Consider the following 14,051-nt stretch of genomic DNA (forward strand, 5'->3'; position numbering starts at 1 on the left):
AATTTCGCCGAGACTCAATGTGTCGATCCCGTGACGCGAGAAATGCACTCTAAGCAAACACCCCCTCCGTGTCAACACAAAAACCATTTTTGCACAAATGTTCAGGCAAATCCCCCGCCAAAAGCCAATTTCAGGGGGATTTCCACACTGCCACAACCATCCCCTCACCCTGCCACAGCCATTGCTCATCCACCAGCGCGCCTATCGCCGTTCAATGCGCAACACTCCCGCACTGCTAGATCAATCTTCGCATGGCACACAGCAAGGGCACACTTCACCCCCCCCCACAAACTTGCCACTCAATCGTTTGCCCCTTCTTATAGATGCCCAGGCTATCATTTCGTCAGTTGGCGAAATATGCTTGACTTCAAAAGCCCCACTTCTTATATTTCGTCACACAGCGAAATGAAAAGGACATCCACCTCCACCATCCCTACGGAGTACTTATGCTCAGCTACATTTCCGCTATTCGGGCGCTTGGCGACGAAAACCGCCTGCGAATACTCATGGCCCTGCGCCTGCGGCCCCTGTGTGTTTGCGAGATAACAACGCTCCTGGGGCTCGCGGCATCCACCACCTCCAAACACCTCTTTATCCTGCGGCAGGCGCGTTTGATCGAGAGCATCAAGAATGGTCGCTGGGTTTATTACCGCCTGCCGCAGAATCCCACAGACTGTGTGCGCGATGCTCTGGCGCTGACAACCCGCGAGTTGGCCGACTGCCCGCAGATTGCTCAGGATGCAGCGGCCTTGCCGGGTATTTCGCACAACACCAGCATCCACGAATTCTTCAAGCAGAAGCATATTCCCGTCCCAGCCGATCAGGCAGATGACACAGAAGACGATGCCGCGCAAACCGCTGGCAGCCCCGCATAAAGTCAGGAGATTTGAATGGAATCCACCAAGCTTAGCCCCTTGCCCATGAAGGCATGCTGCGCTTCATGCGCGCCGGAAGAACCGAGCGATCGCGACCAGGATCACGCCTGCGCCTGCTGCCATGATCATGGGCACGAGCATGAACACGGGCACGACCACGAAAGGCGCGAAATCGCCATTATGGCAATATCCGCCGTGCTTTTCGCCATTGGTATGGTTGCGGATGAACGTCTTGCCGAGATCATGCCCAACTGGTTGGTCATTGGCATCTTCTACGCCCTGCCATATATATTGTGTGGTTATGATGTCCTGCGCATAGGGGCGCAAAGCATCCTGAAGAAGGACTTTTTCAACGAATTCACGCTCATGGGCGGCGCAACAATCGCTGCCATAGCCCTCGGGCAGTTGCCGGAAGCCGTTGGCGTCATGCTGTTTTACTGCGTGGGTGAATTTGTGCAGGAGCGCGCCGCCGGGCGCTCGCGCCGTTCGGTCAAGGCCCTGCTGGCCGCACGGCCCAGCATTGCCCACGAAATGCTGGATAACGGCGCTACCCGCGATGTGGAACCCGAAGCCCTTGGCCCCGGCAGTCACATTCTTGTGCGCCCCGGCGAAAAAATTCCGTTGGACGGCACCGTGCTTGAAGGCGATTCGCAGGTGGACACATCCCCGCTCACGGGCGAATCAGTGCCCCAGCGCATAGCTCCCGGCAGTCGTGTACTTGCTGGCACCATCAATCTTAACGCTGCCCTGCGGGTTGAAGTGACAACGGCTTTTGCCGATTCGTCCATAGCCCGTATTCTTGAAATGGTGGAAAACGCCGTGGCCCGCAAGGCCCCGACGGAGCGCTTCATCACTCGTATGGCACGCTGGTACACCCCCGCAGTGACGGGCATTGCTTTTCTGGTGGCGGTGCTGCCCCCTCTGTTCGGGCTTGGCCCCTTCTCCCAGTGGATTTACCGCGCTTTGGTGCTGCTGGTCATTTCCTGCCCCTGCGCCCTGCTTATTTCCATTCCGCTGGGTTACTTTGGCGGTATTGGCGCTGCTTCGCGCCGGGGCATACTCATCAAGGGCGGCGCGGTGCTCGACAGCCTGCGCGACATCCGCGTAGCTGCGCTGGACAAAACCGGCACCCTCACCGAAGGCGTATTTGAAGTAAACGCCGTGCTGCCCGCCGAAGGTATTGCCCCCAATGAACTGCTGACCGCCGCAGCGCTGGCAGAGAGCCGCTCCAACCACCCCATTGCCCGCTCTGTCATGCGCGCGGCGCAACAGCAAGGCATCACGGTTGATGGTGCACTGCTCACCAGCATGGAAGAAATCCCCGGCATGGGTGTGGCTGCCGCTGCTGGCGGCGATGAACTTCTGGCGGGCAACGCAGCCCTGCTCACAAGCCGTGGCATTGCCCCCATGGAAGTTGCCATGCCCGGCAGCGTGGTGCAGGTCGCCAAGGGCGGCAAGCTGCTGGGTGCGCTGGTGGTGGCAGACCGCATCAAGCCGCAGTCGCCCGAAGCCATTCAGGAACTGCGCCGCCTGGGCATCCAGAATATCGCCATGCTCACGGGCGACAGGGAAGAACAGGCCCGCCCCGTGGCCCAGCGCCTGAAGTTGGACACCCTGCGCGCAGACCTGCTGCCCGAAGACAAGGCCGGAGCGCTTGAAGCCCTTGGCCCGGTGAAGAACACCATCTTTGTGGGTGACGGCATCAACGATGCCCCGGTGCTGGCAACGGCAGGGGTGGGCGTGGCCATGGGCGGTCTTGGCGCGGAAGCCGCCATTGAAACCGCCGATGTGGTCATTCTGGACGACAACCCCGCCCGCCTGCCAGAGCTGCTGCGCATTGCGCGCCGCACGCGCACAATTGTGTGGCAGAACATTGTTATGGCGCTGGGCATCAAGGGATTGTTCATGGCGCTGGGCATCGTGGGCCTTTCCGGCCTGTGGGAAGCCGTCTTTGCCGATGTGGGCGTGGCCCTCATGGCCGTGCTCAACGCGGCTCGCGCTGGCAAGATCGACGTATAGCAAGCAACTCGGGGGAAGGGGCCACAAAGCCCCCTTCCCCCGAGTTTTATATTCTGTCCTGCCCCCGCTGCGCCTCTGCGCCACCGGCGGCAAATCTTCTCAAAAACGGAATCCGGCATCCTGCGTACGCCGACCGATCTTTTACACGGCAGCGCGTTCCACGGTGTGGCCGCCCGCCTCCAACGCCTCAATGGCCGGGGCAAGCTTTTCAGCCTTCATCAATATATAATCCGTATCAAAAGTGGACACGGCAAAAATGCTGATGCCCGCCTGCGCCAGCACAGTGGACAAACCCGCCATAACACCAGTAAGGCCAAAATCCATCTGCCCCGCTACGCGCAGTGCGCGCCAGCCGTCCTCCCTTGCCAGGGTGGCGTGGGGAACATCCGCAGTCAGGCAGACCACCGAAATTTCCGCATCAGTTTTGCCCACAAACAGCCACGGCACATGGAAATTGACGGCGCGCAGGTTTTCCACCTTGCAGACGCTGAATTTTCCTTCAATTACTTGCAACAGCATGCTTTCTCCGCCTTTTCATTCAGTTCGGTGTAAAAAACTGGCCGGGCAGATCATACACCTAAGAAAGCAGCATTTTCAAGTGCCTGTAGGCCAAAGCTGTTGCCATGCGCCCACGCGGGGTGCGCTTTAAAAAGCCGCACTGGATAAGATATGGCTCGTAAATATCTTCAATAGTTCGCACTTCTTCCGAGCAGGCCACTGCCAGAGTTTTGATGCCCACCGGACCGCCGTCATAGTGCTTGATGAGCACCTCCAGCAGTTTGCGGTCCATCTGATCCAGCCCCAGCTCGTCCACGTCCATGCGCTTGAGCGCCGCCGAAGCCTGCTCGCCAGTCACCAGCCCGTCACCGTGCACCAGGGCAAAGTCGCGTACCCGGCGCAACAGGCGGTTGGCAATGCGGGGCGTGCCGCGTGAACGGCGGCCAATTTCCGCCGCGCCGTCAGTGGAGACCTCCACGCCCAGGATGCGCGCCGTGCGCTGCACCACGCGGGCAAGGTCGTCCGGGCTGTAATATTCCAGCCGCGCCACAATGCCGAACCGGTCACGCAGGGGCGAAGAAATCAAGCCCATGCGCGTAGTTGCCCCCACAAGGGTGAAAGGCTCAAGGTCAATCTTGACCGTGCGCGCCGCAGGCCCCTGCCCGATGACCAGATCGAGCTTGAAATCTTCCATGGCAGGATACAGCACTTCTTCCACGGCAATGGGCATGCGGTGGATTTCATCCACAAAAAGGATGTCGTGCCTGTTCAGATTGGTGAGGATGGCGGCAAGATCCCCGCTGCGCTCAAGCACCGGCCCGGAGGTGCAGATAAGATTGACCCCCAGCTCGGAGGCCATGATCTGCGCCAGCGTGGTTTTGCCAAGCCCAGGATTGCCGTAAAAAAGCGTGTGGTCCAGCGCCTTGCCGCGCTCGCGCGCAGCCCCCAGATACACGCGCAGATTGGCGCGCAGTTCATCTTGCCCGATAAAGTCGTCAAGGCTGTGCGGGCGTACACTTTCGTCAATGCCTGTGGTGCACTCCGCAACGCACGGGTTCGCAAGATCGGTCATCAGACCTTCCCCTTGGCAAGAGCCTTGAGGGTGGCGCGCAGAGCGCCGGTCACGTCCAGATCAGGCTCTTCGTGCAGCAGTTTTTTGACCAGGGGCGCGCATTCGTCCGGCTCGTAGCCAAGATTGCCCAAGCCGTCCAGCACATCGCGGAATACAGAGCCGGGGCGCACCCCGGTGGTCAGCGCCGCCGCCTGCGGGGCGTCCTCGACCTTGAGCTTGTATTTCAGCTCAAGAAAAACATGCTCGGCAGTTTTTTTGCCGATGCCCGAAACGCGGGTAAGGGCCAGCACATCATCCTCAAACACAACCCGGCGCAGGTCGTCGGGCCGGAAGATGGAAAGGATGCCAAGGGCAGTGCGCGCGCCCACCTTGGAGATGGAAACCAGCACTTCAAAGGTCTGGCGCTCTTCAAAGGTGGCAAAACCAAAGAGTTCCAGCGCGTCTTCACGCACGGCAAGGCTGGTGTACAGCGCCAGGGGTTCCCCCCTGCCGGGCAGACTGGCAAGCGTGTGGGCGGGCAGGGCCACTTCGTACCCCACGCCCCCTTCGGTAACGATCAGGCAGGCATTGCCCCATATTTCGGCCAGGCGGCCTTCAAGATAGGCGATCATGGATTCCTTGCGAGAAGTAAAGGTTGCTACCGCCAGAGCATAGACTGAAAGGCGAAGGGTTTCAAATGGCGCTTGCCGTGCATGGCCCATCCCCCGCCTGCGGACAGGCTAGCGGCCCCTGAGCAATGGCGCTGAAATAGGCGCAAAGCATGTCTGCCACGGCTGTGGCACAGGCCTCGTTTTCCTGCGGGCTGCGCCCTTGCGAGGAAAAGTGTTTGCCCGCCGCAGCCAGAGTTACAGAGGTCAACTCCGCGACCAATGCCCTTTGGCTTTCTGTGGCGAGGGGCAAGGCCTCGGCCACAAAATCTGAAAAAACCTGGCGGCTCTCGGCCTTGATTTCTGCTGTTTCCGGCGCATGTCGGTACAGGGGCGCAGAGTCGTGCAGGGCCGCGCGCATGGCTGCTTCTTCACATTCCGACGTCACAAAGGCGTGCACAAGTGTACGCAGCCGATCCAGCGGCGGCATGCCCGCGTCTTGCAGAATGGTTTGCAAAAGGCTGGTGGTTTGCCGCCATTCCTCACACTGAAGCCGAAAAAGTATGGCCGCTTTGTTGGGAAAATACTGGTACAGCGAACCAATGCTGACCCCGGCCCGTTCGGCCACGCGTGCAGTGGTAAAACGCTGCGCTCCCTCAGTGGCTAAAACGCGAGCGGCAGCCTCAAGAATCGCGGCCACCACATCGGCAGACCGTGCCTGACGTGGTTGTTTTCGTTGAATAATTTTCGTTTCTTGGTGTTTGCTCATGGATGCGGCGCAATGCGAATGGTAAAATGTGAATATTTCGTCATATTCTACCCATACACGCACAGGCGTGCAACCATAACAAGGAGCAACACATGAACAGCCTCAGCACGCAACCACTGGCCCATCTGCTTGATACCCTGCTTACCCAGGCGGAAACAACCACGGTCGAAGATATTTGTGCGGCAACAGGCCTGAGCGCCCAAGCGCTGGAACAGCAAAAAGGCTGCAAAACCGCATATGCCGGTTTTTATGCCAGCCTGAAAAACTTTGCCATTCCCGTTTCCCGCAGAACCGGCGAACTTCTGTACATGCTGGCGCGCTGCAGCAATGCGCGAGTAGTGGTGGAATTTGGCACCTCATTCGGCATTTCCACCCTGTTTCTTGCCGCAGCCCTGCGCGACAACGGTGGCGGCCAGATGATTACAAGCGAGTTTGAACCCTCAAAAGTGGCGCGGGCGCAGCAGAATCTGCAAACTTCCGGACTGGCCGATCTGGTGGAAATTCGCTCTGGCGATGCCCTGCAAACCCTGGGCAGCAACCTGCCACAGCATATAGACATGCTGCTGCTCGACGGGGCAAAGGCCCTGTATTGCGATATTCTGAAACTGGCAGAAACTGGTTTGCGCACCGGCGCTCTAGTGATCGCCGATGACGCGGCCGACAGCCCGGAATACCTGGCCTACGTGCGCGATCCCGCCAACGGATACATGACGCTGGATTTTGATGACGACGTGAATCTTGCCGTGCGGCTGGGCTGAGGGCCAGTCTGCCTGCAACAGAAGCTCCCGGCCAGTGAAGGCTGACAGGCAGCCGCAGCCGTGAGGTTACGCTCAGATCGCCGACATCAACCGCCAATGCCCACCATCTGTTTATCGGCCACGGCGGAGCCTTTTTTGCGGGCCTTGAGCAGATCGGCACCGATGGGCTTGCCAGCACAGGCCAAACGCACCACGCGAGCCAGATGCTCGTCATCAAAACGCGGATTACGCAGAAGCCCCCGCAAGTGATATTCCCTGTCGTCAAACAGGCACGTGCGCAGGTTGCCGTCGCTGGTGAGCCGCAGCCGGTTGCACGTGCCGCAGAAATGGCAGGATACCGCGGTGATAAATCCCATGCGGCCCTTGCCGCCCTGCACGGCAAACATCTTGGCGGGGCCAGCCTCCGCGCTGCTGTCCTGCACGGGATCAAGGCGCACGCGGCGCTCGGCCTCGGCCCGGATGTCTGCGGCAGACCAGAACGTCTCCGGCCCCCAGAGGGTGCCGCTGCCCATGGGCATAAATTCGATAAAGCGCAGGTCAACGGGCATGGTGCGCACGGCATGAACAAAATCGTCCATCTGCCCGTCATTGACGCCGCGCATGGCAACGGCGTTGATTTTTACGCGAATACCCGCTTGCAGCAGCCCGTCGAGCGAGGCGAGAACAGCGGGCAGCAGGTCGCGCCCGGTCACTCTGGCAAAGGTTTCGCGGTCAAAACTGTCGAGGGAAAGATTTACGGCGCTCACCCCCACTGAGCGCAGCAGCGAAATGTGCGGCTCAAGCAGGGTGCCGTTGGTGGTCAGGCGCAGATCAAGGGATGGGTAGCGCGTATGCAGCATATGCAGCAGTTCGTCGCAGCCCTTGCGGGCAAAGGGTTCGCCCCCGGTAAGCCGCACCTTGGAAACGCCCAGCGCGGCCATCATGCCCACAAGGCGCGCCATTTCTTCATAGCGCAACACCTTGGGGTGAGGAATGAACTTCTGGTTTATCTCGCTGCGGCAATAGGCGCAGCGCAGGTTGCAGCGGTCAGTGACCGAAAGACGCAGATACCGCACCACGCGGCCATGACCATCGCACAGGGGGGCGGGGTGCGCCAGTGGCGCGAGTTCTTCACCGGGGGCGGCACAGTTGCCAAGAGGGGCAAATGGATTTACACATGCTTGCATGAAACACCTGCTATTCGGAGCCGCCCTGCTGGGCTGCCTTTGCATGACCATACCCGCGCTGGCCTGGGACGGCTTTGACGCCGATTCCGCCGACCTTGTCGAGGTCATCCCCGACCGTGTTCCCTCCAAGGGCGACACGGTGGATGTGCGCAACTATGACAAGGACGCCACGGAAACCTGCCTCGTTGAATCGGTTGCCCGCAATGCCCGCACTGTGGAACTTGTGGTGCGCACCCCGGCCGGAGTAACCCGCACCCTAGTGATGGAAGGCCGTTAGCGGCTGTTGCCGAAAAGCATTCTGTGCCCCACATGGCTGTGGCCCGCGCTTTGCGGCGCGCAGCCGGGAGCAGAAACGGCATTTTCAGAAACAGCCGCCCGTTCCAGCACCTAGTTATCGCCCGCTTCCGCCTCATGCCCCGGCAAAAGGATGCTCGGGCTTTCAGCCTGACCCTGCCCCTTGGGACACTGGGCCTGAAGATGGCAAATCTCGCAGCCGCCCTTGAAGGGATAGTGCGTCACCACGGCATAACGGCGCGTAAGGGTGCCGAATGCCTCGCGGTATTCAATGCCCAAGGAGGCCAGCGCCTCGCGCAGCGTTTCTGTAGGGCGCGGTGAAGGCGCGCAACCGGCGTCTTCCACCTGGGGCAGGGCTTCCTGCACGGCGGCCATGCACATGAACTGGGCAAGGTTGTTGATCATAAAGCCGTCAGAGGCAGATTTGCCCCAGGCTTCATCCACAAAATTTTCCACTTCTTCCGGCAGCCAGACAGCCAGATACGAAATTTTGCCAGCCGCAATCTCACAGACGTTCAGTTGCGGCAGCCATTCGCCCCACAGGCCCACAAGGCGTTCAAGAATCGCACCGCCAAGGCGCGTTTCCTTGCTCATGGACATGAAGGCTTCCAGATCAAAGTAGGGCTGCATTTCATGCCGCCGGATTTCATACGGTTTGCTGCTTGCCTCGCTCACTTGTTCTCCTTGGATGCTCATTGCCTGATTAGCCCGCGCGCTGCCGCGCATGGCCGTGCTTATGAGCCGCAGCAGATATTCTATCCATGCAAGGCACATCGTCAAGAGCATGTTTGCCGCAGCAAGGCTGTTGCATGGGCCGCAGAGCCGGGCTGGCGCTGCTTTTTGCGGTGATTTGATTCTTTCGCTCCAAATTTTTTACAGCGGGCCGACCGGGCATGATGCATGCGAAGCAATGCCGCCCCCTGCGCGGACAGCATGTTGCCTTTACTTGGCAGGGCCTCTTTTTTATCATATGCAATTGCCGCACAGCTGATGTCGTTGCTAACGGAGCCTCAGCCTGCGGCCAGGCCCCTGATACCACACACCACAAGGATGCCGCATGAACAAGCCCAGTGACCACCCCGCAAAGATCCGCTATAAATATCAGATGGATGAAAACGCAAGACTGCAAACAGCCCACGGCGTTTGGGGCGGCATAAACCCGCAGGGCGAGATCGAAATGAATTTTTATCACGAAAGCGATGCCCTGCCCGCTTTCTCTGAGCAGCTGGTGGCCCCCGACGGCTCCATCGGCCACGAAATGACCCCCGGCGAGGTGGACGCGCGCGAAGTGAACCGCTGCATCCACAGCCGTGTGCTGCTCAACTACCACACGGCCCGCGCCGTGCTTGACTGGCTTGAAGACCGCGTGGCCGCCCTTGAAGAAGAAGGCGCGCATGGCATGTACGATGCAGACCTGGACATTGAGCAGTAATACAAGATCATGATTGAAAAGACCTACCATATCATCACTTTTGGCTGTCAGATGAACGTGCACGACTCCCACTGGCTGGGGCGTGCGCTCGGCGCGCGCGGTTTTTTTGAAGCGCCGCTTGAAGACGCCCAGGTGGTGGTGGTCAATACCTGTTCCGTGCGTGAAAAGCCGGAACAAAAGGTTATGAGCACGCTTGGCCGCATCCGTCAGGTTTCGGGCGGCAACCCTGCAGTGCTGGTGTGCGTGGCCGGATGCGTGGCCCAGCAGCTTGGCGAAAGCATCTTTGAAAAAGAAAGCCAGGTACGCCTTGTGGCGGGCAGCGACGGCATAGGTAATGCCCCGCAAGCCATCGAGCGTCTGCTGGAAAACCCCGCCCAGCGCCTCTCCCTGCTTGATTTTACAAGCCAGTATGTGGAGCGCGAGGGCACAACCGAACCCGGCGTGGTCAGCGGCTCTGTGGCCTATGCCAATATAATGCAGGGCTGCGACAATTTTTGCGCCTACTGCATTGTGCCTTTCACCCGGGGCCGCCAGAAATCGCGCAGCAGCACGGCCATTCTTGACGAATGCAAGGCGCTGATCGACAACGGCGCGAGAGAAATCACCCTGCTTGGGCAGAACGTCAACGCATTCGGGCAGGATAAAAGCGGCGACGGCACGAGCTTTGCCGCTCTGCTGCGCAAGGTTGCCGCCTTGCCGGGCCTTGAACGCCTGCGCTACGTTACCCCGCACCCCAAGGATATGGGGCCGGAAGATATCGCCGCCTTTGCGGAACTGCCCCAGCTCTGCCCCCGCCTGCACCTGCCCATGCAGGCAGGCTCGGACGCTGTGCTGGCCCGCATGAAACGCCGCTACGACAGCGCGGCCTTTCTTAATCTGGTGGAGCGCCTGCGCGCCGCCCGGCCCGATCTGGCCCTCTCCACTGATCTTATTGTGGGCTTTCCCGGTGAAAGCGAGCAGGATTTTCAGGACACGCTGCAGATGATGCGCGCCAGCAACTTCATGTCCAGCTTCTCCTTTTGTTACTCGGACAGGCCGGGAACGCGGGCCTCGCTCTTCCCCGACAAAATTCCCGCCGATGTGGCCCAGGACAGGCTGCTGCGCCTCCAGGCCCTTCAGGATGAACTTGGCGCGCGCTGGTTGCAGCAACGGGTGGGCGGGGAAACCACCCTGCTGATCGAAAACCGCAGCCCCAAGGAAGGCCAGGGGCCGGAGCCAAGCTGGCAAGGCCGCGATCCCTACGGCGCGCCCGTGCATGTGGAACTGCCGCCGCAAGTGGACCACACGGGCCGCATGGTACGGGTGAGCATTACCGAGGCAAAGAAACACAGCCTCATGGCCCAACGATTGGGGGAACCATGGTAGAAATGCGCGTTTTCGGCCTCACCATCGACCCGCAGAGCAAAACGCCCATCGTGGTGTTGCGCGAAGCCAGCGGCGATGCCGTGCTGCCCGTCTGGGTAGGAGCCATGGAGGCCATGGCCATTTCTTTGGTGCTCAACAACGAAAGCCTGCCCCGCCCTCTCACGCACGACCTCTTTCTCATGACGCTCAAAGCCTTTAAGGCCGAACTGCGACGCGTGGAGATCAACGACCTGCGCGAAGGCACCTTCTACGCGGTGCTTGTGCTTTCCGGCCCGGAAGGCAGAACCCGGGTGGACTGCCGCCCCTCGGACGCCATTGCCCTGGCCATGCGCGCAGGGGCGCCCATTCTGGTGGAGGAGGAAGTACTGCGCCTTTCTGCCGAGGAGCAGCAGCGGGCAGAACAAAGCACTGCCGTGGAAGTTACCACGCCGATTCCTGATGCCGCCACCGACATGGTGCGCCGCGTCGGCGCCCAAAAAGAGGCGGATATGCTGGGCGGCGCCCTGTTGCGCCACGGCGAGCTGCCCCCCTCCCTCTCCGCGGATGAAGAAACCCGATACCGCGAGATGCTGCGTTCTCTTGACCCGGTTTCACGCCGCAAGATGTAACCAGCCGCAACAATTCTCTTTATCTTTACCACATCCGCGTTGCTTGATTGCGCGCGTGGGTTTGGGCACCTCCTGTTTCCCCCATTTTTCATACAGGCAGCACTTTTCAGAGACAATACGGCAGCCCTTGCGGGCAAGCCTGCACCCGGCAAATCCAGTTTTTTTCCAGAACTCTAAAAATATTCTAAATAAAAAATGCCTCACCAACTGGCTAAAATCATGGGTAAATTTTTTCAGCCCGCGCCAATAGCCGATTTCCGTTCCCTAAAGATATAGCGTCTTGCTCCGATTATTAGCAGCAATGGGGAAGCGAACCATGCTGCACTATCGACTATTCAAAGAAATCAACGACCTTTTTGCCTCCGGGCATGTCGAACAGGCCCGCCGCCTGCTTATGGAAGTGCAATCGCGCAGCATAGCCCTGCACGACGAGCTCAATCTGTTGCAGACCCGCCTGAAGACCCTTGAAGAAATCGTTGAGCTTGCCAGCAACCTGTTCCGCCGCAACGGCCTCTACTGGCTCAAGGCCAAGGACATAAATCTGGGGCCGTTCTGCCCGCGCTGCTATGAAAACGAGGGAGGGCTTATCCGCCTTGAACGGGCAGATGGCACGCTGCACTGCCCATACTGCCACGCAGTTCTCTCCTGCCCGCCAGAATTCTGCGGCAGCGAGGATGCGCAGCAACGTGCGCGCATAATACCCTTTGCCAATTAGGCTGGTTTTGACAGATCAGACACATAAACACCTTGCCGCCACGACCAGCGACAAGGTGTTTTTTATGGAGGCACAAGCCATTACGCCCATTCGCGACAGGCTTTCATTAAATTTCACGGCCCTGTTTTCTTGCGCAAGCCCGCTCCAGCGGGTATAGTGCAGTTACGGAAGCCACTGCCTGCCCTTCCTGCCGGCAGCTTTTCAACTGGTTATTCCGACAAGGACAAGCATGACCCGCCCACGGCAGATCCATGTTCTTCTTCTCAGCGAAAGCGAATCAATGGCCGCTCTGGACAGACGCGCATTGCGCGAAGTCGGGGTTGACCGCATTGAAGGTCTGACCTCCGGCGTGGCGGCAGCGCGCATGTTGGCTGGCCTTGACGAATTTCCCCCTTCTTTCAAGCCCGATGTGGTCATCTGCTCGCAGCGCCTTTCTGATATGGACGGCGAACAGTTCTGCGCCATCCTGCGCCTGCACCCCCTGCTGCTCGACATGCCCGTACTGCTGATTCTGCCCCACGACAGCGAGGTGGAGCAACTCCGCACACTTGGCTGCGGCGCAAGCGCACTCATATCAAGGCCGTACTCCTTCAGCCAGCTCAAGGCCCATCTTGATTTTCTGGCCAACTCGCGTTCTTCGCTTGATGATCTGGAAAAAGCCGCCCACCTTGCAGACACCAGAGCCTTTGACGAGGCCGTGGCCACCTACGGTATCCTGCTCAAGCCCATTCGCCAGCCTGAAGACTATTTCCGCGTGGGCATGCAGTGCCTTGAACAGCGCAAATGGAACAGCGCCATCAATGCCTTCCAGCGGGCCATGCGTGGCGCGCTTATTCAGGGCAAGGCGGAGTTGGGCATGGCTGCGGCGTGGAAGGGCAAGGGCGACATGGCCCGCTACCGCCACTATCTTTCGCTGGCGGCAGCCACATTCGTGCGCGCGCGGCAGTGGAACCGCGCCCGCGCTGTCTATGCCCGCATGCTTCAGGAAGATCCCGCAGCGCGAAGCCCGTTTTTGTCCGAGGCCTTGCAGCAGATACGCCAGGGCAACTTTGATTTTGCAGCAGGAATTTTGGCTCAGGGGTACGAAATCACCCCCAGAGAGCAGATCAGTGAGCGCATGGCGCAGATTTGCCTTGCAACGGATACCCCGGACGACATGCTGAAAAGCATGGAAGCCTGCCTTGAGCAGGCTCTGGGGGCTGATGCAGAAGCCTTGAGCGCAGAAATCCGCACCACGCTTGAAACCCTGACCCGCGAGGCCGAGGCCAAAAAGCTTGAAGACGCGGCAGAACGCCAGTGGCGGGCAGGCCGTCAGGCCGCCAAGGAGCGTGGGGACGCAGAAGGCGCGCCCGCAGAATGGACAAATGACCCCCTGATGCAGGTGGGTCAGGCTCAAATGGGCAATGTGCAGGCCAATCAGGCTCAGACAGCAGGCACAGCCCCGCAGGCTGGAGCACGGCAACGCGGGCAAGTTGGCATTGCCCTTGCCGACGAGGACGAACCGGATATGTCCTCCCAGCAGGGTTCTGCCGCCAGAGCAGGCAATCTGCGCGCCGGGCAGGGCGCATCCTCGCCAGTTATCCCCTTGTGGGGCGAGCACGAGGGCGCAGCCCAGTCAACGCAGAACACCCGCACCACGCAAGATGCGCAGCCTGCCATTTCAGGCAATACCCCCATCCCGCCGCTGCTCGACCCGCTCGCGCGGGGCAAAAGTTCCGGGAGCCTGCTTGGCGGCAAGAGCAGCCTCACGGATATGATGTCCATAGTAAAATTTACCTGGAAGCAGGCCTTCCGCAAATAACAGCTAAAGGCCTGACGGTATTTCTTCTCCAGCGTACCAGTATTGAAGAGGCGCAGGCGGGCTTTGCCCGCCTGCGCCTCTTTTTACGCTCA

General features: G+C 59.8%; 15 protein-coding genes. 9 read left to right on the plus strand and 6 right to left on the minus strand.

From position 1 onward, the window contains the following. Positions 1 to 446 precede the first annotated feature (446 nt). Both ACUZ9Q_RS10495 and ACUZ9Q_RS10500 read left to right on the plus strand, forming a co-directional pair. Positions 447 to 875, plus strand: coding sequence for an ArsR/SmtB family transcription factor (locus ACUZ9Q_RS10495; RefSeq protein ID WP_215648578.1), 429 nt, complete (start codon positions 447 to 449; stop codon positions 873 to 875). Positions 876 to 890: 15 nt separating this feature from the next. Beyond that, entirely contained in the window at positions 891 to 2,894 is a 2,004-nt protein-coding gene (locus ACUZ9Q_RS10500; RefSeq protein ID WP_225530085.1) for a heavy metal translocating P-type ATPase, read from the plus strand. A gap of 141 nt (positions 2,895 to 3,035) precedes the next feature. Here the strand turns inward: ACUZ9Q_RS10500 and ACUZ9Q_RS10505 are convergent, their stop codons facing one another. The 4 genes from ACUZ9Q_RS10505 to ACUZ9Q_RS10520 all read right to left on the minus strand — a co-directional run bounded on the left by ACUZ9Q_RS10505 (position 3,036) and on the right by ACUZ9Q_RS10520 (position 5,820). Then, a complete protein-coding gene (locus tag ACUZ9Q_RS10505) occupies positions 3,036 to 3,413 on the minus strand; it encodes an ACT domain-containing protein (RefSeq protein ID WP_192113752.1) in 378 nt (125 codons plus the stop codon). Between the two features lie 58 nt (positions 3,414 to 3,471). After that, complete coding sequence (gene ruvB, locus ACUZ9Q_RS10510; RefSeq protein ID WP_192113751.1) at positions 3,472 to 4,464, minus strand: Holliday junction branch migration DNA helicase RuvB; 993 nt, start codon at positions 4,462 to 4,464, stop codon at positions 3,472 to 3,474. Further along, complete coding sequence (gene ruvA / locus ACUZ9Q_RS10515; protein ID WP_192113759.1) at positions 4,464 to 5,075, minus strand: Holliday junction branch migration protein RuvA; 612 nt, start codon at positions 5,073 to 5,075, stop codon at positions 4,464 to 4,466. The genes ruvB and ruvA overlap by 1 nt, the downstream gene beginning before the upstream one ends. A 61-nt stretch (positions 5,076 to 5,136) precedes the next feature. Further along, positions 5,137 to 5,820 (minus strand): TetR family transcriptional regulator, encoded by a 684-nt coding sequence (locus tag ACUZ9Q_RS10520; protein ID WP_297147820.1) that lies wholly within the window; start codon positions 5,818 to 5,820, stop codon positions 5,137 to 5,139. Between the two features lie 92 nt (positions 5,821 to 5,912). Between ACUZ9Q_RS10520 and ACUZ9Q_RS10525 the strand changes: the two genes are divergently transcribed. After that, entirely contained in the window at positions 5,913 to 6,578 is a 666-nt protein-coding gene (locus ACUZ9Q_RS10525; protein WP_449247838.1) for an O-methyltransferase, read from the plus strand. Positions 6,579 to 6,664: 86 nt separating this feature from the next. Here the strand turns inward: ACUZ9Q_RS10525 and moaA are convergent, their stop codons facing one another. Next, positions 6,665 to 7,744 (minus strand): GTP 3',8-cyclase MoaA, encoded by a 1,080-nt coding sequence (moaA, locus tag ACUZ9Q_RS10530; protein WP_192113748.1) that lies wholly within the window; start codon positions 7,742 to 7,744, stop codon positions 6,665 to 6,667. Here moaA and ACUZ9Q_RS10535 point away from each other — a divergent pair. After that, the gene (locus tag ACUZ9Q_RS10535) at positions 7,743 to 8,021 is read left to right on the plus strand and encodes a DUF5334 domain-containing protein (protein ID WP_192113747.1); all 279 of its coding nucleotides are present in this window, start codon (positions 7,743 to 7,745) and stop codon (positions 8,019 to 8,021) included. The genes moaA and ACUZ9Q_RS10535 overlap by 2 nt on opposite strands. 110 nt (positions 8,022 to 8,131) lie before the next feature. Here the strand turns inward: ACUZ9Q_RS10535 and ACUZ9Q_RS10540 are convergent, their stop codons facing one another. Further along, positions 8,132 to 8,668, minus strand: a complete 537-nt coding sequence (locus ACUZ9Q_RS10540; protein WP_192113758.1) for a hypothetical protein — start codon at positions 8,666 to 8,668, stop codon at positions 8,132 to 8,134. Between the two features lie 427 nt (positions 8,669 to 9,095). On the opposite strand from ACUZ9Q_RS10540, the gene ACUZ9Q_RS10545 reads away from it, so the two are divergent. The 5 genes from ACUZ9Q_RS10545 to ACUZ9Q_RS10565 all read left to right on the plus strand — a co-directional run bounded on the left by ACUZ9Q_RS10545 (position 9,096) and on the right by ACUZ9Q_RS10565 (position 13,959). Next, positions 9,096 to 9,470, plus strand: a complete 375-nt coding sequence (locus ACUZ9Q_RS10545) for a hypothetical protein (RefSeq protein ID WP_192113746.1) — start codon at positions 9,096 to 9,098, stop codon at positions 9,468 to 9,470. Positions 9,471 to 9,479: 9 nt separating this feature from the next. After that, positions 9,480 to 10,835, plus strand: coding sequence for a tRNA (N6-isopentenyl adenosine(37)-C2)-methylthiotransferase MiaB (gene miaB / locus ACUZ9Q_RS10550; protein WP_215648584.1), 1,356 nt, complete (start codon positions 9,480 to 9,482; stop codon positions 10,833 to 10,835). Next, positions 10,829 to 11,443, plus strand: coding sequence for a bifunctional nuclease family protein (locus ACUZ9Q_RS10555; protein ID WP_022657265.1), 615 nt, complete (start codon positions 10,829 to 10,831; stop codon positions 11,441 to 11,443). Before miaB ends, ACUZ9Q_RS10555 begins: the two co-directional genes overlap by 7 nt. Positions 11,444 to 11,759: 316 nt before the next feature. Next, positions 11,760 to 12,158, plus strand: coding sequence for a hypothetical protein (locus tag ACUZ9Q_RS10560; RefSeq protein ID WP_449247839.1), 399 nt, complete (start codon positions 11,760 to 11,762; stop codon positions 12,156 to 12,158). Positions 12,159 to 12,387: 229 nt separating this feature from the next. Beyond that, entirely contained in the window at positions 12,388 to 13,959 is a 1,572-nt protein-coding gene (locus ACUZ9Q_RS10565) for a response regulator (protein ID WP_449247840.1), read from the plus strand. The last annotated feature ends 92 nt before the right edge of the window (positions 13,960 to 14,051 follow it).

The organism is Desulfovibrio desulfopostgatei (genome assembly GCF_053570645.1).